The following is a 20865-nucleotide window of genomic DNA, read 5'->3' as shown; positions in this document are numbered from 1 at the left end:
TTAAGTGATACGAAACACTTAAATCTGGATTGGCAATCGTGATTTCATCATTTTTAACCGTTAAGTCCGTTGGTGCTATTCCATCCGCCGTTTCATCGTCACAAGCTTCAAGCGTAGTTGGAGCGACAAAGACTGGTAATTGCGGTACTTGCAACTCAAAGCTTCCAACTTGAATACATCCGAGAAGATTCACAGCTCTTACCCATATGAACTGACCATCTGTACCATTTGTATTAGTAATTGCTCCTGCATTAGCATTAGCATCTGCTTCACTTAAATGGTATGATATTGTAAGACCTACTTGCCCATTTTCAACTACAGTTGTATGCGTAGTTAGATCGAACATTTCCATCATATCCGTTGGATTGTTCACATCACAGGCTATCATTGGAGGAATATTATCTAGGTTTGGAAGCGGATCTACTAGCAAGATAAATTCAACTACATCATAACAACCTGTTGTGGTATCTTCTACACGAGCATATACAGTTTCTAGAGATGGTGCTGTATGCAAGCCAATGATTTCAAAAGCTGGATCTGCTGTTTCGGCTGCTAGTTGATTTGTATAGTATGTTACCGTAGCTGTTCCCGCTAAGGCACCTAAAATTTCAGCATCTTTAGTTGTAAGATCAAATGCTCCTAAACCGTCGTCGTCGACTCCATTGGTATCATCACATACTGTAAAATTTGTTGGCGTTGTTGCTACAATACCAGCATTTACTTGTAGATTTAGCATTGTTGTATTAACACAACCTGTAACCGTATTTACAATACGAACAAATACCGTTTCATTGTCTGCTGTAGTATTTGTGTATGGTGAAGTTAGTGGTGTTCCTGTTCCTGCAAGTGCATCTGTTTGATTGTCATAGTATGTAATTGCCATTGGATCTGTAGATGTCTGAGCTGCAATGATTTCTGCATCCGCATCCGTTAAGTTAAATGGTATGAATCCATCCGTATCATCATCACATGCTTCTAATGTTGAAAGCGGTACTACTACAGGTAAAGGATTTACACGCACTTCAAAATCTGTGGTTGCGAAACATAAATTATTTACATCTGTACTACTTACTCTTACATATATTGTTGTTGAAGATCCTGTGTATGTTGTTGGTAACGCTCCTGTATTAAGATTTGCATCACCTGGTGTTGGATGGAATGTAACAGCTACATCCGCCATGTTTTGTGTTCCAATGATCGTTGCGATCTGAGTTGAAAGATCAAACGTTTCATTACCATCGTTTGAAGCATCATCACAAACAATCATATTAGCAGGTTGTGCCGCTGTTGGTTGTGGATCTACACAGATTTCAAAGCTTGTTGTATCGTAACATAGACTATTCAGACTGTTTGCAATACGTACATAGATGATTTCACAGTTACTTATCGTAGGATCATTTGTATATGGACTTGGCAATTCATTTGCGCCTGAGTCGGCATCTGCTTGTGATCCGTGGTAGGTAACAGAGAATACTGATGCATCTTGAGTTCCTAATATTTGCAGGTTATTATCTGTTAATATAAAGTCTTCAACACCATCATTTGAAGCATCATCACAAACTGTTATATCTGCAATTGGATTTGCTGTTGGTACTTGATCGACTCTGACTTCAAAGTCTGTTGTCGCATAACATAAATTATTTACATCCGTACTACTTACTCTTACGTATATTGTTGTTGAAAGTCCTGTGTATGTTGTTGAATACGCTGCGGTGTTATTATTAGCATCTGCTGGTGTTGGGTGAAAAGTCACCGCTACATCTGCCATGTTTTGTGTTCCAATTATGGTTGCAATTTGCGTTGTAAAATCAAAGGTTCCAATTCCGTCATTTGAAGCATCATCACACACCACCATGTTAGCTGGTTGCGCAGCTGTTGGTTGATAATCTACACAAATTTCAAAACTTGTTGTATCATAACAGTCAGTATTCGCATCATTTTCTATACGAACATATATGATTTCACATTGCGCTGTATTTGTATATGAGTTTGCCAACGGATTTGTATTGGCGTCAGCATCTGCTTGTGTTGGGTGAAACGTAACCGTAAATAAATTAGCGTCTTGTGTACCTAGCACTAATGGTTGTAATGTTGCAAAGTTAAACGTTTCAATTCCATCATTTGTATCGTCATCACAAACCGTAATATCTGCTAGAACGTTTGCAATTGGTTGTATATTTACAATGACATCAAATTGAGTTGTGGAGAAACATCCTGAAGAAATTTCAGTAACTCTTACAAATATTGTTTCTGGTGAAGCGCCGTTGATATATACATCTGGATTTGCTATAGGAACGGTATTAGCATCTGCATCTGCTTGTGTTGGATGGAAAGTTACATCAAATAATGTAGGATCTTGTGTCCCTAAAATTTGTGGAATTTGAGTTGTTAAATCAAAAGTTTCCGTTCCATTATTTGAAGCGTCATCACATTCTACCATATCAGCTGGTTGTACAACTGCTGGTCCTGCTCCGTAAGTGATTACTACGCTGTCTCCAATATCACAACCATTGTCAGTTACGATAACACTGTATGTTCCGCCAGTCATTCCTGTAACTACAAACGTTGGGTTTGTTGCTCCTGCAATATCAGTTCCACCTAAAGCCCATTGGTATGTAGCTGTTGGTGAGCCAATATCTGCATCTAGCGTTATATCTCCTGTACTTGTATCACATAAGTTTTGGTCTGGCCCTAAATCTACTACAAAGTCTCCTAAAATTTCTACAGTAACATCATCAGTAACTGTTACCGTATCTCCATTACAGTTTGTATAGATTACACGTGCGGTGTATACTTCTGTTGAAGGCGGACAAACATTGATTGTAGGTGTTGTTCCTACAACGTTTCCTGCTGAATCTAACCAAGCGAAATCAACAACACTCGTTCCTGCTGGTGTAAATCGCCATGCTTCATCATTTGTTACCCAAGGAGAATCAGAAGTGTTTCTTCCTGGCGGTACAAAAGCTGTTGTTCCAGCATCATTTTGAATTCCAAGTGCCGTAGCGCCACCTTGCCAAGTATTACATGTTGGCTTATCTTTTATATAAATATCTATTACGTTTGTTGTTTCATAAAAAACAACCATATGCGTCGCTAATAAACTGTTACATGCACTTGAATATAAAGGTACCTCAAAGTAAGAAACTGCCAATACTCTGTTTGGTGCTGTTCCAATAATTTCCCATGCTATTTCTTCAGAGTTACTTTGTGTAGGATCTATATCATGAATCGGAAGAAATACATTTCCATCTCCAAGTACATCATTTGTATTGTTTGGTAAATCTTGACTAAATGCATACCCACTAGCCGTGTCAGTAGGATCAACATCAAAACGAACTACTCCGTTGGATCCAATTTGAAATTGTGTTTCGGTATTGGTAAAGAAACAGAAATCGAACGGTAAATTTTCAACTGCTGACCATCTATCATCCGCATTTGGATTCAATGAGTTTGTTAAGCCACTAAAGTTAAATGGTGGTACAAACGGAATTTGATCAATTCGATAGGTATTGGTTTCTCCAATATTTAAAAATTCGGCGGTAATGTCAGTACAGCCCGAACTTGCACAATCTAATGTGACATCATCTCCTGCATCTACAAACGGATTTCCAGGTGTTGATGCACCTACAATGACTCGTAAATCAATGGTATTTGTATTTTGACAACCTTCTGCATCTGTAATTGTAAGCGTTACTACATATACGCCCGCAGTTGGATAATCGTGCGTTACTGTTTGTCCGTTTACGGTTGGTGTTCCATCTCCAAAATCCCAAGTATACGTTGCTCCTGTTCCATCTGAAGAAAATGTACCACTACCATTAAAGGTAATTGTTTCAGCGATATCAGCATTCACAATATTAGAAGCGTCAAGAGCAGGTACTGTACTATCTACATTGGCAATAATTTCCTGACATGCGCAGGTAACTGTAGCTTGCCAACCAATATTTACTCCTGCATTATCCGACACAAATCGGATTGTTAAACATCCTGTAGGATTCGTTCCTGAAGCCACTACAATTCCTGGCGAAGCCGTTCCTGTGTAGTTTCCGAGTAATGGAGCCGTTATGTCATCTCCATCAAAAATATCCATAAAATCACTTCCATTTTGAAGACCAAAAGACGTGAAATCCAATTGTACTCTTTCTCCTGGTGAGGACGGACAAATAGTTAAGACAAGATTTTCATTATTTGAATATTGTCCTGCGCCGCCGCCGCCTGTATCAAAAAATGTTGGAGAATCTCCACAGGTAAGAGAAATATTGCCATTTTGCATATTGAAATCTTGACTCAAAACAACAAAAGGCAATAAGAATAAAAGGCTAGTTATTATTTTTTTCATTGGTACTGCTTTTTTGTTAGTTCTTTTGAGATTTAATAAACAATATGTGTTGCTTGTCAATTCTGTAAATCACATCTTCATTTGAAAACAAATTGATGTCGTACTTTAATGGATTGAAACTACTTTGATTAAAAGAAAAATCTTTGTGAAGATTGCTATTGAAGGTTTTCAACAAAGGAACACTGGAAAGGTTTTGATACGCTTCTCCTTCCTTAAATTGTTGCTTGTAAATTGTGATTCGGTGTAATAAAAGTCTTTTGAAACTGTCAAAGCGAATTTTATCTGAGAAAATAATAGTTTCCGCTTTTTCTTGGTATACTTCTTTTATTAATTTATCTATTTGATGTGCTTTAAATCTGATTTCATTGTTTTGAGACTGTGCATTAACAAGCAATCCCATAAACAAGAACATCACATATACATAAAGTCTACGCATAATAAAATAGTGTTGGTTGTGTTAGTATTTCGATAGTATTTTATATGTTATAAGCCATTAACAGTTTGCCCTAAAAACAACTCATAACGCTCCTTAATATATATAACAACAATGTCTATATAAATCCGACATTGGGTTAAAAAAAATATTTTGAAACGCGGAAAATTAAGAAAATTTTGTGATATACATAATTCTTTAACACATTTATTTACGGCACGTTCCGTGAAATCATATGCAATAATTAATTATCTTTGCTGTCTTGTTAAATTTAGAAAAAACTTGTGTAAGGATACTATGCAATTTGAAGATTTAAAATCTTCTGTAAAATCAGTAAAATACATCACAATTTTTCTTACGTTAAAGAAATACCGAATAGATGAAAATAGATAAGGCGCTTGAAGAAGAAATACAAGCTATAGGAGACGATCATATGATGTCTTCATATGATACACCTTTGCGTGAAGATGCTTTTAATTTAAGTGACGACGAAAAAATAGCAAGCATCAAAAAAGATGTAGCTAACATTATGCATACGCTTGGCTTGGATATGACAGATGACAGCCTAAAAGGAACACCCAATAGAGTTGCCAAAATGTTTGTCAAAGAAATTTTTGGCGGATTGCATCCTGAAAGAAAACCAAAAGCGTCCACTTTTGACAATAAGTATAAGTACAACGAAATGCTTGTTGAAAAAAACATCACTGTATATTCTACCTGTGAACACCATTTACTTCCTATTGTCGGTAGAGCACACATTGCGTATATCTCAAACGGAACTGTCGTAGGACTTTCTAAAATGAATAGAGTGGTTGATTATTACGCAAAAAGACCACAAGTTCAAGAACGCTTAACCATTCAGGTTGTAAAAGAGCTACAAAAAGTACTCGGAACCGATGATGTTGCCTGTGTTATTGATGCCAAACACCTTTGTGTTAACTCTCGCGGAATCAGAGATATAGAAAGCAGCACCGTTACAGCAGAATTTGGCGGAAAATTTAAAAATGAAAAAACGCGTCTAGAATTCCTAGATTATATTAAATTAGATACAAAATTTTAAACAACCACATTTTATAGTACACCATGAAATTATACCAAGAACAAGAACTGAAAATATACAATTCCCTCACAAACGAAAAAGAAGTTTTTACACCTATTAATGAAGGTCACGTTGGAATGTATGTATGCGGTCCTACAGTGTACAGCAATGTTCACTTAGGAAACGTACGCACGTTCATGTCTTTTGATATGATTTTTAGGTATCTAAAACATCTTGGCTACAAAGTTCGCTATGTGCGAAACATTACAGATGCTGGACATTTAGAAAATGATGCGGAAGAAGGTGAAGATAAAATTGCCAAAAAAGCACGTTTGGAACAACTTGAACCAATGGAAATTGTACAACGATATACTATTGATTTTCATACCATTCTTCAAAAATTCAATTTTTTACCGCCAAGCATTGAACCAACGGCAACGGGACATATCATTGAGCAAATTGAAATTACAAAAGATATTATAGAAAAAGGATTTGCGTACGAAGTAAATGGTTCTGTATATTTTGATGTCTTAAAATTCAATGAAACCAATCATTATGGAAAGCTAAGCAAGCGAAATGTAGAAGATTTGGTACACAATACACGTGTTTTAGATGGACAAAGTGACAAGAAGAATCCACAAGATTTTGCACTTTGGAAAAAAGCCGAACCGACACACATCATGCGTTGGCCATCTCCTTGGAGTGATGGTTTTCCAGGTTGGCACCTAGAATGTACAGCCATGAGCACCAAATATTTAGGAGATCAATTTGATATTCACGGTGGCGGAATGGACTTAAAATTTCCACATCACGAATGTGAAATTGCACAAAATGAAGCGTCCAAAGGAACGTCGCCAGTAAACTATTGGATGCATGCTAACATGCTGACAATGAACAGTAAGAAAATGGCGAAATCGACAGGAAATAATATTCTACCTGGAGAAATTTTCACTGGAAATAACAAAAACTTATCAAAAGGATTTGCGCCTAGCGTAGCACGTTTCTTTATGATGCAAGCACATTACAGAAGCATTCTTGACTTTAGTAATGACGCTTTATTGGCTTCTGAAAAAGGATTCAATAAGTTGATGGAAGCAATGAAAACGCTTGAAAGTTTGCAGCCTGTTGGCGATAAAACAAGCTTTAATTTTTCAGTGTGGAAACGCAATTGCTACAATGCAATGAATGACGATTTCAACACGCCTATTTTAATTGCAGACTTGTTTGAAGCAGTAAAATACATCAATCAATTGAAAGATGGAAAAGCAACAATTCTCGCTGAAGATTTAGCGGCATTAAAAGAAAGCATGCATGCGTTTGTCTTTGATATTTTAGGATTAGAACAACAAAACGGTTCATCAGATGATGGCGATGCACTCTCAGGTGTCGTAGAATTACTAATCAGTCTTAGAAACGAAGCACGCGCCAATAAAGACTTTGCAACTTCTGATAAAATTCGTGATGAATTATTGGCTTTAGGAATTCAATTAAAAGATGGAAAAGATGGCACTTCTTTTTCTGTCAATTAATGTATTGCACATATAACTAACTTAATAACGTAAATCCCATGGATGGTTTAGGAATTATTTTCCTCATTGTTGGTGGTATTATTGTTTTGTACAATATTATCATTCAATTTTCGAATTTGACAAAAATTATTCAATATACATTTGCAACAAATTCACTTAGCAATTATTGGGAATATTATTTCAAAACCAATTTTAGCCTACGCGCTATCATATCATCAATCATAGGTTTAGTTATTGCCATTGCAATGTTTTTCATCATCTTACCGTTTGTATTGTACAGAAAATTTGTGCTAAAAAATGATGTAGAGAGTCAACTAGCTTCTGGACTTATTTTTGATTATAAAGAAGAATACAATACGGTTGAAGTTGGCGAAATTTTTAACACAAATATTGACTTTTTACATATCAAAGATATACATGTAGCTACTAGCGGCATGTTGAAGTTAGATTTGATGAGTATTATTGCCAAAATTTCTGAATACTGCGAAGCAAACAATAAAAAGGTAGATTTTGCTTTTATGGAGAAAGTAAAACTAAGCGACAAATCAGTTGCAACTGTTCCTGTAATGCTAACCGTCAATGAACGTAAATATCCGCTATATCTTATATATACACCTGAACATCAAGCGCAATATAATACGTTAAAAAAGAAGTTATTTGAAAGTGGTTACAGAGATACCATCTATTTTTCTATAGATCTAAATAACGTTCGTGTTTCTAATTTAAAGTAAAGAACATTAAAAAAATACTGATATATCCGTTTGTGTTACTGATTCGCTTTTATCAAGGCGCTATTTCGCCGTTTACACCTGCAACGTGCCGATACACGCCCACATGTTCACAATATTCGTTAGAAGCTTTACAAAAACACGGTTTGTTTCGCGGTGGAAAACTTGCGATAAAACGTATTTTTAGCTGTCATCCTTTTGGCGGAAGCGGATACGATCCTGTGCCAGACGAATTGCCTAAAAAGAAATCAGATTAAATGTTAAGCGTTTCAAATACATTTTTAGTTTCAAAATAATAGGTAGCAAAAATGCGCAAACTATTTCAAAACTGACTTTCATTAAAAATAACATTCCTTTCACTTTTTAGGACTTTGATTTTCGTTTCGTTTGCCTATATTTACACTTTATAAATAACTCCATATGCACTTTTTAAGTATTTCGTGGAATCCTAGTGAAATTTTATTCAGTATAGGACCAATTCAAATTAGATATTACAGTTTAATGTTTATTATAGCGTTTACCTTGGGCTATTTGATCATGAAACGTATTTACAAAGCTGAGAAAATTCCCTTAGAATATTTGGACTCTTTGTTTATGTATACCGTAATTGCTACGTTACTTGGTGCACGATTAGGAGAGGTTTTCTTCTACAATTGGGGCTATTACCAAGATAATTTGGTGGAAATTTTACTACCAATAAAAGCAGATCCAAATGCTACCTTAATGGGCTTTATTGATGGTTATAAATTTACTGGTTTTGCAGGATTGGCAAGTCACGGAGCCGCAATTGGAATCATTACAGCGATGTATTTATACAGACGTAAATACAAATATAAAACCTTACTTTGGATTTTAGATAGAATTGTAATTCCTGTCGCTATTGGTGGTGTTTTTGTACGATTGGGGAATTTCTTCAATTCTGAAATTGTTGGAAAATACACAACATCAGACTTTGGTATTATTTTCAAAGGAAGAGGCGAAACACTTCCGCGTCATCCAGCACAATTATATGAAGCTATTTGCTATGTGTTTGTATTTGTCATTTTATGGTATGTATATTGGAAAACGGACAAAAAAGAAAAACACGGTTACATTTTCGGCTTGTTTTTAGTACTCTTATGGACGGTTCGTTTCTTTGTAGAATTTGTAAAAGAAAGCCAAGGTGGATTTGAAGATAAACTCGGCGATATCTTGACGACTGGACAATGGCTCAGTATTCCGTTTGTACTTGCAGGATGCTACTTTATGTTTAGAAAAACAAAAAATAGCGAAGCCAAAGCATGAGAAAAATTATCCTCCTACTTTGCCTGACCATTACTTTTGTTGCATGTAAAAATGATGAAAATAGAAAAGTAAAAACGGTTGAAATAAAGTTTACCAAAGAAGGCGAACTAACACTTTATAAAGCCAATGGCGACGAAGTAGTTACACTTGATGTAGAGTTTGCTGAAACTAATTATGAGCGTGAAACGGGCTTAATGCATCGCACATCGATGGAAGAAAATCAGGGAATGTTATTTATATTTTCTGCGGAATTTCCTCGTAATTTCTTCATGAAAAACACTTACATTCCTTTGGACATTATTTATTTAGATCAAAATAAAAAAATTGTCAGTTTTCAAGAAAATGCAATTCCACTTGATACTACAGGATTACCTTCTGAAATTCCTGCTATGTATGTCTTAGAAGTAAATGCAGGCTTGGCTGAAAAATGGTTGCTCGAAATTGGCGATTTTATCTCTTTTGAGAAGAATTAAATTATAAAAAATACATTTTTCAATATTTCATAATCGCTTCACATTCGTGTTAGTTAATTTCTTTTTAGTATATTTAGATATCACAAAACTGAAACTATTATGAGTCTATTACATTATTTATCATCTACACTTTTCAACAAAACAAAGAAAAAACGTATTAGTGATCCATCAAAAATTGTTGGTGGCGCAAGCGACGAAGCAGAACAAAATGAAGTGGCTTCTTTTTATCACTCGTAACTTTTGTTACTATCCGCTTGCATTATCACAAAAAATGAAGCATCTAACATAAAATCTTGTCTTGAATCTATTAAGGATATCGCTGATGAGATTATTATATTAGATGCTTTTTCTACGGATGCTACACTAGAAATTGCTAAAAAATATACTGCAAATATTTACACTAAAGAATGGATTCATGACTTTTCATATGCAAGAAATTTTACTATTTCCAAAGCCAAAGGCGAATGGATATTAATTATTGACGCTGATGAAGTATTTACGTATGATTCACATTTCGCATCAAACTTAACAGCTACAAAAACGGATGCTTTTTCTATCACAAGAAAAGAAATATACCGACAGCATCACGACTTAAAACAGGTACAATTTCCTGTTCATATTATTCGACTGTTTAGACGCAGAACGAATGCTACATTTCGTTATCCAATTCACGAAAGACTGGATGATTATTTTATAGAAAATGCTATTCCTGTATCTATAAACCGGCATTGTCATTTGGATCATCATATCAGTTCGAATATCGGTTTTGTTCAATCAAAACAAAAGAAATATCTAGCACAAATAAAGCACTACTTAGAAAAACAGCCAACAGACGATTGGTTACGCTATCAAAAAATAAAAACGCTAAAGTATTTTAAACAGCATTCCAAAGCACTACAACTTATTGATACTTTTAAAACGAAAAACTACAAAATTTCTGTAGCAACTCGCGTTATTGAAAGTCAAATCCATGCTGAAAATGGCGCATTGGATAACGCGATCCGTATTTTAAAAAATATTCCAAAAGCCAGAAACAGTAGTATTGTACAAATGTTACTAGGCGATTTTTATTTCAAAAAAAAAAAGTTTTTTTCAGCGTTAAGACATTATCTAAAACTAAAAACTTCTACAAAAACCATTGATTTTGAAAATGCAATGTACATCGTGAGTTATTGCGAAAAGAAAGATAAGGTGTATAAAATCGCTAGTGTTTTATATGCGCTAAAATTATACTTTTGTTGCATTCTATTTTTGAATCTACATAAGAAACACTTACAAGCCGATTCACTACTGTTGTATGCTTTTATTTTCTTGAAGAAAGATAATATACCGCAAGCGCTATTATACATTAAAAAAGCGCGTGTTCACGATCCACATTGGAAAAAGTTAATTGCGCTAGAGAAAAAATACGATCAAACTATCTAAATTTAACATCAATTCTACATAAAAAATTAGTTTCAACCTTTTCTTTACCGAAGTATAGCGAAGATTTTCGTTAACAATTTTCGAATCCACATCATTTATTAATCTAAGTTTAAGGTAGAAAAACGGTTATATAACTTTAGCCGAAAGAACTAAGAAACTCATAAAATTTATAAAGAACTATTGTAACGAAGCAGGTCTTACAAAAAATGTAACTTCACACACACTCAGACATAGTTTTGCGATGCATTTATTAAAAAAAGGAATCAGCCTGCGATACATACAATATATATAGGACATCAAAATTCTAAAACTACAGAAATCCATATATTATTCAAACTGGTATTAAAAATCCTTTTGATGATTTTGACTTTAGGTAAGAAAATTGTAGTTTTAAAAATAACTAAATTCTTAAAAATAAATGTATTTGGTTATAGTAGAAATATACCGAATTCGGTATATACATACGTTACCTGCCATTAGATGAAAAACGCAAATCCAATAAATAAAAAACTTTTTGACATATATCTTCTCTTCACAAGAGAACCATTTGTCAGATATTTTTCAGAAGAATTAGAATTTTACACAAATGGAAATGGTGGATTATTAGGACTTATAACACTTGACTTAACAGATAATGACTTTTCAGTTTGTATTCTATCACGAGATAAATCTAAACAATATAGAGCTGAATTAATTGAAGTTAGCATTCCAACTATTGAAGAAGCAAGAAAGTGGATTGATGAAAAAATGGGTAGCAATTCAATTGTATTTCACGATAATAAACACGAATACTTTGACCTCTTTCAAGATTTAAATAATGAAGAAAAGCAACATCCAATTTATAAATTATTAAAATCTAATATTTCTCAATCAATGGCTAAAGAAACTATAAAAGAAGTTTCTTACCACTACAAAGATATAGACGGCAATTTTATTGACCAATTTCAATCAATAAACGGATTTGATTCCAGAGTTTGGGAACTTTTTTTGTTCTGCTTTTTTAGAGAACAATTCTTTTCTTTCAAAAGAAATTATAATGCTCCAGATTATATGATTGAAAAATTTAATCAAGAAATTGCTGTAGAAGCGGTTATTATTAGTAGAAAAACCGAATTAGAAAGCGAACCTAAAGAGTCTAAAGAAATTCAAGAAAAACTTGACAATGATGTTCCACTACTTTTTGGGAGTGCTTTGTTTGATAAAATGAAAAAGGAGTATTGGAAAAAAGAGCACGTGAAAGGTAAACCGTTTTTAATTGCAATTGCGGATTTTCACGATACGATGTCAATGACTTGGACTTTTAATGCTTTATCAGATTATCTTTATGGTTATAAATATGAGCATTCATTTGATAAAAATGGAAAACTCACCATTAAACCAGTCAAAATTGGAAATTATACAAAACCAAATGGAACAAAAATTCCAAGTGGTTTTTTCTTTCAACCAAATTCAGAAAATGTAAGTGCAATAATTTTTTCGTCTTGCGGAACCCTCTCTAAATTTAATAGAATGGGAAAACAAGCTGGACTTGGTAGCGATATTCCTATTTTACAAAGAATGGCTAGTTTTTATAATCACGACCCTAATGCTGACAAACCACATCTTGTTACATATACTGTTAGCGAAAAAAGCGGTGAAACTTGGTCAGAAGGAGTTGTTGTATTTCATAATCCAAATGCTAAAATCCCTTTGAATCCAGCCTACTTTGATGATAGAGTTGCTCAATGTTTCTTTGAGGATGAATTTATACATAGCAAGATGCCTAGATATTTTCCTTATAACTCATTTACACATAACTTGATTCCAAAAGAAGAAAAAAAAGAAAAATAACGGCAGGTAACAATGTATAAAAAAACATAGGGCGTTTGTGCTAAACCAAAAGTTCTGTGAGTATTAATAAAGTCTGCTAAATATAAAATTTGGCGTTTAATAGAACAAAAGATAAAAGCAAAATATTTATATTTAGCTAATTAATAAACCGAAACGAAAGTGCTTTTTAACTGCCCTACGTTTCTTATACTAAACGTTAGGCACAAGCTGAAAAAACCAACGATATTGAATAACGAATTGATAAGCATCCCAAAAGCCATTTTAGCTACTCTACTCTATCTTATTGGAATTGAACTTATCGGTTCTTGGGTTCTAATAGCTGAAATGATTGGATTTAAAAGCTATTATAAATATTATTTATTGATTCAAGGAACTTTACAATTAATTGGAGTTTTGATTTTTATCTATTTTATAAGAAAGCGGAATTTCAAAAATCTGATTAAAAAAACTCAGCGAAAATGGTATTTATTCGCCCTTGTTTTGGGAATTTCATTTGTATTTATGCAAACGCCTCTAAAATGGATTTACAACTTGTTATTCGGAACTGAATATTACATTACGTATAGATTTGACGGCTTACCAAAATTCAAGAATATAAATATGATTTCAGCTATCCTAATGATTCCTATCGGAGAAGAATTTTTCTTTAGAGATTATATTCAGAATAATTTACAGAAAAAACTAAATAAAATAATTGCAATTTTATTGGCTTCTCTATTGTTTGCTTCAATTCACTCGCCTTATATGAATTTGATATTGGAATCATCAAAAGAAAATTGGCATTTATTCTATTTGACAATATTTGGTGGAATAATATCTGGAATTCTATATTTAAAATCTAAATCAATTGGACCATCTATTGTATTTCATATGTTTTGGAATATCATGGTTTACATCGTCTGAATTGAATAAAAAACCAGTGCCTAACACCGTATATAATTTATTGCTAGTTCTAGCCTACTTACGAAAGTCCTCGCGGATTTTCTATCTGTGATTTATTTGCTAACTTTAGTGCTTGACTCACACAACAAAACATATACAAACACGTTGCCAGTAATATGAAAATGAGATTACTCACAATACTATTTACATCATTTATTTCTACTTGTGTATTTGGTCAAATTGACGAAAATCTAAATTCACGAAATAACATAATTACACCAAAAAAGATTGTAACAAAGCAAATAAAACATATTGATATAAAAGAATTTAAAATAATTGACACAATACAAAATCCTTTAGGTTATTTAATACAAAACCTTGAAAATGAATCCTATTCAGTTGCTTTGAAAAAATGTGGAAAATTTATCACATTCAAGTTGACAGATTATGAAAAGATTGATAGTATTTCAAGAGTCCAGCTGAATAAAAATAACTATAAAGAATTAATTATTTTTTTCAGTCAAGAATGGGAATGGTCTCACGCAGATTTAGGCTTAAAAGGAAATAGTGAATATTTGGCAGTTTTTGACCTTCATAAGATGGAAATTATTTTTAACGAAGAAATATCTAATTATGAAAATACCTGGGGACACAACAGTGACGGAATTGAATATAACAATGAAAAGTTTTTTAAATATGACATTGAACTAAATGAGAAAGAAATAATAATGAAAATTAATAAAGACTCGTCAAATGAAAAAAGTCCATTAATTATTTACGAATATAAGCGAAGGAAATTAATAAGGAAAAATACCATTGGAAACACTGCGCATAATTAATTATTAGTTTACTGCCGACTTACGAAAATTCCGCTGGAATTTTCTATCTGTGATTTGTTTGTTAACTTAGTTGCTTAACCACACAACTAACAATATACAACAACGCAGCGCATTTGACAAAAACAAAATGGGTAGTATTTTAGAAACTTTTGGATTAAAAAAAAACTTGAATTTGACTGTGAAAATGGAAAAGTCTGAATTCACTCAACTTTTAGAACAGAAAGTTAAACCAAATAGACTCTTCTTTTTTGACATATTTGATAGCCAACAAAAAGAATTTTACGGAAATGTTAATAAAGACAGTTTCTGGTTAAGACTTGGCTCAAAGTCAATTACTGGTGGTTCTTTCGCAAGTGCAAACGGAAAAATAAAATATTGTCCTAAGAAAACTGAAATGAATATAAGTATAATCGGTTGGAATTGGTTTATATTATTATGGTTTTTAGGTATTTCTCTAATTTTTGGTCTTGTATTTATTGACGCTCTTAAAAAAGATTCCTTTGGGCTTTTAGCTATATTTGGACCTGTATTTTTAATATTTTATTTAATTGGAATATTGAAAATCAGGAATGGCGTAAAAAGATTTGAAAAATTTATAACATCTGAATTTATAACAATAGAAAATAAAAACGTGCTACAACACCGTGTATAATTAATTGCTAGTTTCTCAATTATTTACGAAAGTCCTCGCGGATTTTCTATCTGTGACTTATTTGCTAAACTAGGTGCTAAAACACGCAACTAATCTTATACAAACACGTTGTCATTAATTTGGAATAACGAGCATAATGGAAATACCAAAATTCAAACTACAAACTGTTAGTCCAATTGAAAAAAGTAAAGTTGAAAAATTTTTCAACCCTCTTATTGAATTAAATGAAAAACAGAATTCGGAAATTTATTTAACTAAAGATGGTTTTTTTCTAAAGTATATAAAAACTGAACTTGAAAACTTTCTCATTGTTGAAATTCATTGTGTAATAAAACCATTGGAAAAATCAGCTGGATATAGCTTGCATGGACTAAGATACTTTTTAACCTTTTGCCAAGAAACTGACACTGAAATATTAATTATTGAAAATGGAAATAAAATTCAATGCTCAGAAGGTGCTTTAATGTCTGAATTCTATTCTTTTTACAGATTAGGTAAGCATAGAAGAGTAAAACATTATATAGAAAACCCTAAAGATAGGGAACGAATGAAAAAAACTAATACCAACACCATGGATAATTAATTGCTTTGGTAAGTGCTTATTTGGAAAATTACTTCGGAATTTTCTCTGGCAAGTTTTTGTTTATTAAATTAGTTGCTTAACCACACAACTGACCATACACAAACACATTGTAAGTAATGCCGAAAAATTTAATCTACATACTATCGATTTCACTTCTGTTGAGTTCTTGTGACTTTAAAACAGCCGAAGATTATTACAATTTGGCTTACGAACTTGAAGAACAAGGAAAATACCGAGAGGCGATTGTTTTTTTGGATAAAGCAATTGAGAAAAAACCTGACTTAAAACCTGCATTATTGAATAGAGGTTCGGACAAATCTGCGCTAAATGATTATAGTGGAGCGATTAAAGATTACAAACTAATCCTAAAATATGATTCTGACAATACGCTCGCTCTAATGAACATCGGAAACAATTATAAGCGATTAAAAGATTATAAAAAATCTATCGAATTTTATACTGAGGCATTGAACTCTATGGGAGCAATTAAATCTGACAGTATCTATCTTGAGATAAATTTCTCAAACGACTGGGACAAGGAATCGGATTATTATGTTCGCAAACACGAAATTGAGTTTGAACGTGGAATTTCATATGTGTACTTGAAAGAATACGCAAAGGGAATAAAAGATTTGAAATAAGCTATCAAATACAACTACGAATTACCAGATGCATTGAGTTGGATTGGAGAAGCATACTACGAATTGAATGACACGCTGAATGCGAGAAAATTTCTGACCGAAGCTTCAAAACACGGAATGATTGACGCAAAGGAATTATTGGAAAAAATAGATAAATGAACCTTTTGAAATAACTAAAGGAAGAAAAGCACAATCAACATGAAATGTAACAAACGTAACTTGTGAAAATTCAGTAATTATCTGTCATAAGTAGCTTTTTGATATATCAATAGTATATTTTTAAAAACAAAAAACGCCACTCAATTGAGTGGCGTTTTTTATGAATGTTATATGAAATTGCTTATTCAGCTTCTTCTAATCCTTTGTTGATATCTCCTTTTTTGATCGTATCAAACATTACAGGAGTTGCAATGAACATAGATGAATATGTACCTACAATAACACCTACAATTAAGGCAAACATAAATCCACGAATAGATTCTCCACCGAAGATAAAGATCGCTAATAATACAACTAACGTAGTTAACGAGGTATTCAGCGTTCTACTTAAGGTACTGTTTAATGCCGCATTTACCACCTTGCTTAGTTTCCAAGTTGGACGCTCGTCCATAAATTCACGGATTCTATCAAATACAACCACGGTATCATTCAGCGAGTATCCAATTACGGTTAATATTGCCGCAATGAATGCTTGGTTGATTTCCATGGTAAATGGTACATATTTCCAAGCTAATGAGAAGATTCCTAATACAATTAATACATCGTGGAATACCGCGATTACCGCTCCAAGCGAGAATTGCCATCTTCTGAATCGTAATAAAATGTATAAGAATACCACTACTAACGAACCTAATACTGCCCAGAATGAATCTTTTTTGATATCATCCGCAATCGTTGGTCCAACTTTAATAGATTTCATGATTCCGACTTGCTTGTCTTCTGCTCCATCAACAAATTTATCCAACGTCATATCTTTTGGTAAGAATGATTTTAACCCATTAAATAAGTTTTCCTTGATTTCATCATCAACTTCAGTTCCAGTTTCATTCACCTTATATTTCGTAGTAATTTTTAACTGATTGTCTTCTCCAAATGTTTTTACTTCAGGAGAAACGACAGCACCATCAACTACAAATTGTTTTTCTAATTCAGCTTTTACATCTTGTGGACTTGTAGTTCCTTCAAAACGAACTTGGTATGAACGTCCTCCGACAAAATCAACACCTTGATTTAACTGGTTTCCAAAGATAATAGATCCTAATCCTATTAGTATTACTGCTCCAGAAATGATATACGCTACTTTACGCTTTTTCAAGAACTCAACAGTATTGTTTCTAAATAAGTTTTTCGTTGCTCCTGTAGAGAATGCTAATGTGTTTCCTTTTTCAATATACCAGTCAATTAACAAACGTGTGATAAAGATTGCTGTAAATAATGAAGTGAAAATACCGATTAATAAAGTAGTTGCGAAACCTTTAATTGGTCCTGTTCCGAATAGGAATAAGATTAAGGCTGTTAATCCTGTTGTAATGTTCGCATCCAAAATAGAAGACATGGCTCCTTTCCAGCTAAACGCATGGTTGATAGCTTCTTTCAACGTTTTACCCTTGGCTAATTCTTCACGAACACGTTCGTACAGAAGTACGTTTGCATCCACCGACATACCAATGGTTAATACAATACCAGCAATACCAGGAAGTGTTAATACAGCTCCTAAGTTTGCCAATACACCAAATATTAATAGAATATTGAATACTAAGGCAACATCTGCAAATATACCAGCTCTACCGTAGTAGAAAATCATCCAAACTAACACTAATACTAATGCAATAAGGAACGACATTAAACCGCTATCAATTGCTTCTTGTCCTAATGATGGACCTACAACTTCCGACTGTAAGATATCTGCTGTAGCAGGTAATTTACCCGCACGTAATACGTTTGCTAAATCTTGCGCTTCGTTAATTGTGAAGTTTCCAGAAATTTGAGAGTTTCCTCCTGAGATTTTTCCGTTGTTTACACTTGGTGCAGAGTATACAATGTTATCTAAAACAATGGCAATAAATCCTCTTTCTTTATGTACTTCTTCGGTTAATTTTTCCCATTGCTTTGCTCCAATTCCGTTCTTTTGCATGTTCACGTTTGCTTTCCCGTCTTGTGCAAATCCTTGGCTCGCTGCATCAATTACATCACCTTTCATTTGAGGCTCTATCTTAGCGCCTTTTCTTTCTCCTTCTAATACATATAAATCTTGGAATCCTAGATCATCTTTTTCTTTACCAAATGCGAAACGAATAGCACGTAATTCTGCTGGCTTCACTTGCTTGATAAGATCATTGTTAAGCAATTTCATCACAGTGTCTTTGTCTGCTTCTTTTACTTTACCAACAATTCCTCCACCTTGGAAAGTGAAGTTAATTCTGTCGAATAATGGATTTACAACAGCTAAGCTATCTTCTTCAGTAGACGTTAATAAGTCTTCTGCTTTTTGCTCTTCTTCTCCTTCTGTAGTTTCTGTAGCTTCTTCTTTTTTGTCTTCATTTTGAGAAGCATATTGAGGAAGTTCTTTTAGTTTTTCATTCGCTGCTGCGAAGAACGTACTTAGTTTTGAGTTATCGTTATACGTTTTCCAGAATTCTAATTCGGCAGTTGTTTGCAATAACTTTTCAATACGAATTACATCTTTCGCACCTGGTAATTCAATTAAGATACGACCTGAAGTTCCTAAACGTTGAATGTTTGGTTGTGTAACACCAAATTCATCAATACGTTTGTTTAGTACTTCTTTTGCAGAAATGATAGACTCATTTATTTTTTGTCTAATAACACGTTTTACATCATTGTCAGGTGTATTAAACGTTGGAATATCTTCTTCTAACGCTTGTGTAAAGAAAATATCTGGATCTGCCAATAACAAACCTTCTGGCTTCAACTCGTCAAAGGCTCTAAAGAACGATTCTACGTAATCTTCTTGTGCTTCAGCTTGTAATACATCAGCTCTTTCTAACGCTTTGTTAAACGTTTCATTTTCTGTTTGATTCGTAAGTCCTCTTAAGATATCTTTTACAGAAATTTGAAGAATTACGTTGATTCCACCTTTAAGGTCTAATCCTTTGTTTAATTCCTTGTCTTTAGCTTCAGAGTATGTAAATGATGTGAAACCATAACTTATTGGTTCGTTTACATCAATAGAATCTAAATACTGTTTTTCAACAAGTGCTCTTTTTGCTGAGTTTTCTTTAGTATCAGCACCTTCAGTTGGTTTTGGTACTTGCGCTACCGCATAGGTTTTTGCTTCTTTTTCAATTTTATTCGTGATAAACGTAAACGATAATTGGTAAATACTTACCAATCCGAATAAAATGGCAAACAATTTTATTAATCCTTTGTTCTGCATTATTCAATATTTTTGGTCAAATTTTTTTAAAACGAGCAAATATATAATTTACCGTATGATTTGACAATTATTTTTTTCGTGATTTAATTGTGATGAAACAACCTTTTACCCAATAGAGAATGGCTGCTTTTAATTGAACCGTGTTCAATTGAGTTTAAGAATGTAAAGAAGAAGTAGGTCCTGCGCGCACATCAGGAATTTCGTATGAAATGTTTTCTTTCAGAATCGTTGTATAGGTTGATTCTGTATACGCTAATGCAATGGTGTTTTTAAATTCTCCCGTAAAGAATGTATGCGTGTTTCCAAATGAGTTTGGATTTGGCGATTTGTCGTATTCTTTTTGTAAAGCTAAGATGTACTTTCCATGAACTCCTGCATATGGATTTAACGACGTTTGTATTTCGTATACATCTAGTTTGAAAGTTTCTACATTGCCATCGTTTTGAAACGCAACTACTTTTTTGTTGTTGGGAAGTTCTTGAGAATCTTTTTCAGAATGAATTCCGTTGGCAGCAAGTATTTTTTTAATGTCTGCTACCTCAGCGTCACTGTAGTATGCTATTTTTAAGATACCATTTTCTTGCTCGGTAACTTGAATGTCCGTAACACCTACTGATTGTAATTGCGATTTGATCGCATCAATGATATTTTGTGAATCTTCAACTACGACTGCTTGATCTACAAATTGAAGTACAATTTCCTGATTTGGCACAGGAGTTTGCTTCGTGTAAAAACCAAGGAGTGTAATAAGTATGACTAAAGCACTAAAATACTTTTTTGCAATCATCCGC

The 20865-nt window shown here is 33.4% G+C and carries 20 protein-coding genes; 16 read left to right on the top strand and 4 right to left on the bottom strand.

The window, feature by feature from the left end; all coding sequences use genetic code 11:
• Positions 1 to 4339 (bottom strand): PKD domain-containing protein (locus AA089_RS25595; RefSeq protein ID WP_241480012.1); only part of this gene is annotated, 4339 nt, incomplete at its 3' end.
• Between the two features lie 16 nt (positions 4340 to 4355).
• Positions 4356 to 4775, bottom strand: a complete 420-nt coding sequence (locus AA089_RS23880) for a hypothetical protein (RefSeq protein WP_156169110.1) — start codon at positions 4773 to 4775, stop codon at positions 4356 to 4358.
• A gap of 376 nt (positions 4776 to 5151) precedes the next feature.
• Here AA089_RS23880 and folE point away from each other — a divergent pair, with 376 nt between their 5' ends.
• From folE to AA089_RS25690, 16 genes are all read left to right on the top strand, one after another.
• Positions 5152 to 5832 (top strand): GTP cyclohydrolase I FolE, encoded by a 681-nt coding sequence (folE, locus tag AA089_RS18185; RefSeq protein ID WP_046758419.1) that lies wholly within the window; start codon positions 5152 to 5154, stop codon positions 5830 to 5832.
• Between the two features lie 23 nt (positions 5833 to 5855).
• Positions 5856 to 7340, top strand: a complete 1485-nt coding sequence (gene cysS / locus AA089_RS18180) for a cysteine--tRNA ligase (RefSeq protein ID WP_046758418.1) — start codon at positions 5856 to 5858, stop codon at positions 7338 to 7340.
• A gap of 38 nt (positions 7341 to 7378) precedes the next feature.
• Entirely contained in the window at positions 7379 to 8071 is a 693-nt protein-coding gene (locus AA089_RS18175) for a hypothetical protein (RefSeq protein ID WP_046758417.1), read from the top strand.
• Positions 8072 to 8076: 5 nt separating this feature from the next.
• A complete protein-coding gene (gene yidD / locus AA089_RS18170; protein ID WP_046758416.1) occupies positions 8077 to 8325 on the top strand; it encodes a membrane protein insertion efficiency factor YidD in 249 nt (82 codons plus the stop codon).
• Positions 8326 to 8488: 163 nt separating this feature from the next.
• Positions 8489 to 9352 (top strand): prolipoprotein diacylglyceryl transferase, encoded by an 864-nt coding sequence (gene lgt / locus AA089_RS18165; RefSeq protein WP_046758415.1) that lies wholly within the window; start codon positions 8489 to 8491, stop codon positions 9350 to 9352.
• Positions 9349 to 9825, top strand: coding sequence for a DUF192 domain-containing protein (locus tag AA089_RS18160; protein WP_046758414.1), 477 nt, complete (start codon positions 9349 to 9351; stop codon positions 9823 to 9825). The genes lgt and AA089_RS18160 overlap by 4 nt, the downstream gene beginning before the upstream one ends.
• A gap of 99 nt (positions 9826 to 9924) precedes the next feature.
• Complete coding sequence (locus AA089_RS24950; RefSeq protein WP_156169108.1) at positions 9925 to 10062, top strand: hypothetical protein; 138 nt, start codon at positions 9925 to 9927, stop codon at positions 10060 to 10062.
• 3 nt (positions 10063 to 10065) lie between these two features.
• Positions 10066 to 11250 carry a glycosyltransferase family 2 protein gene (locus tag AA089_RS18155; protein ID WP_046758413.1) on the top strand — a complete coding sequence of 395 codons (1185 nt, stop codon included), beginning with the start codon at positions 10066 to 10068 and terminating at the stop codon, positions 11248 to 11250.
• Positions 11251 to 11380: 130 nt separating this feature from the next.
• On the top strand, positions 11381 to 11542 hold the full coding sequence (locus AA089_RS25830; protein WP_082113316.1) for a tyrosine-type recombinase/integrase: 162 nt from the start codon (positions 11381 to 11383) through the stop codon (positions 11540 to 11542).
• Between the two features lie 188 nt (positions 11543 to 11730).
• The gene (locus AA089_RS18150; protein ID WP_046758412.1) at positions 11731 to 13080 is read left to right on the top strand and encodes a hypothetical protein; all 1350 of its coding nucleotides are present in this window, start codon (positions 11731 to 11733) and stop codon (positions 13078 to 13080) included.
• Positions 13081 to 13305: 225 nt separating this feature from the next.
• On the top strand, positions 13306 to 13983 hold the full coding sequence (locus tag AA089_RS18145) for a CPBP family intramembrane glutamic endopeptidase (protein WP_046758411.1): 678 nt from the start codon (positions 13306 to 13308) through the stop codon (positions 13981 to 13983).
• A gap of 161 nt (positions 13984 to 14144) precedes the next feature.
• Positions 14145 to 14801: a hypothetical protein gene (locus AA089_RS18140; protein WP_156169106.1), complete on the top strand. Its 657-nt coding sequence runs from the start codon at positions 14145 to 14147 to the stop codon at positions 14799 to 14801.
• Positions 14802 to 14928: 127 nt separating this feature from the next.
• Complete coding sequence (locus AA089_RS18135; protein WP_046758409.1) at positions 14929 to 15453, top strand: hypothetical protein; 525 nt, start codon at positions 14929 to 14931, stop codon at positions 15451 to 15453.
• A gap of 136 nt (positions 15454 to 15589) precedes the next feature.
• Positions 15590 to 16036 carry a hypothetical protein gene (locus AA089_RS18130; RefSeq protein ID WP_046758408.1) on the top strand — a complete coding sequence of 149 codons (447 nt, stop codon included), beginning with the start codon at positions 15590 to 15592 and terminating at the stop codon, positions 16034 to 16036.
• Between the two features lie 116 nt (positions 16037 to 16152).
• Positions 16153 to 16677 carry a tetratricopeptide repeat protein gene (locus AA089_RS18125; protein ID WP_082113315.1) on the top strand — a complete coding sequence of 175 codons (525 nt, stop codon included), beginning with the start codon at positions 16153 to 16155 and terminating at the stop codon, positions 16675 to 16677.
• Positions 16678 to 16710: 33 nt separating this feature from the next.
• The gene (locus AA089_RS25690) at positions 16711 to 16836 is read left to right on the top strand and encodes a hypothetical protein (protein ID WP_262495029.1); all 126 of its coding nucleotides are present in this window, start codon (positions 16711 to 16713) and stop codon (positions 16834 to 16836) included.
• 181 nt (positions 16837 to 17017) lie between these two features.
• Here AA089_RS25690 and secDF read toward each other — a convergent pair whose 3' ends face one another.
• Entirely contained in the window at positions 17018 to 20074 is a 3057-nt protein-coding gene (gene secDF / locus AA089_RS18120; protein ID WP_046758406.1) for a protein translocase subunit SecDF, read from the bottom strand.
• 154 nt (positions 20075 to 20228) lie between these two features.
• Positions 20229 to 20861 (bottom strand): hypothetical protein, encoded by a 633-nt coding sequence (locus AA089_RS18115; RefSeq protein ID WP_046758405.1) that lies wholly within the window; start codon positions 20859 to 20861, stop codon positions 20229 to 20231.
• Positions 20862 to 20865: the final 4 nt, after the last annotated feature.

The sequence above is a fragment of the Kordia jejudonensis genome (assembly GCF_001005315.1).
In the GTDB taxonomy this organism is placed as follows: Bacteria; Bacteroidota; Bacteroidia; order Flavobacteriales; family Flavobacteriaceae; genus Kordia; species Kordia jejudonensis.
Note: the sequence above shows the minus strand (reverse complement) of the source record. Positions and strands in the feature narration are given on the sequence as shown.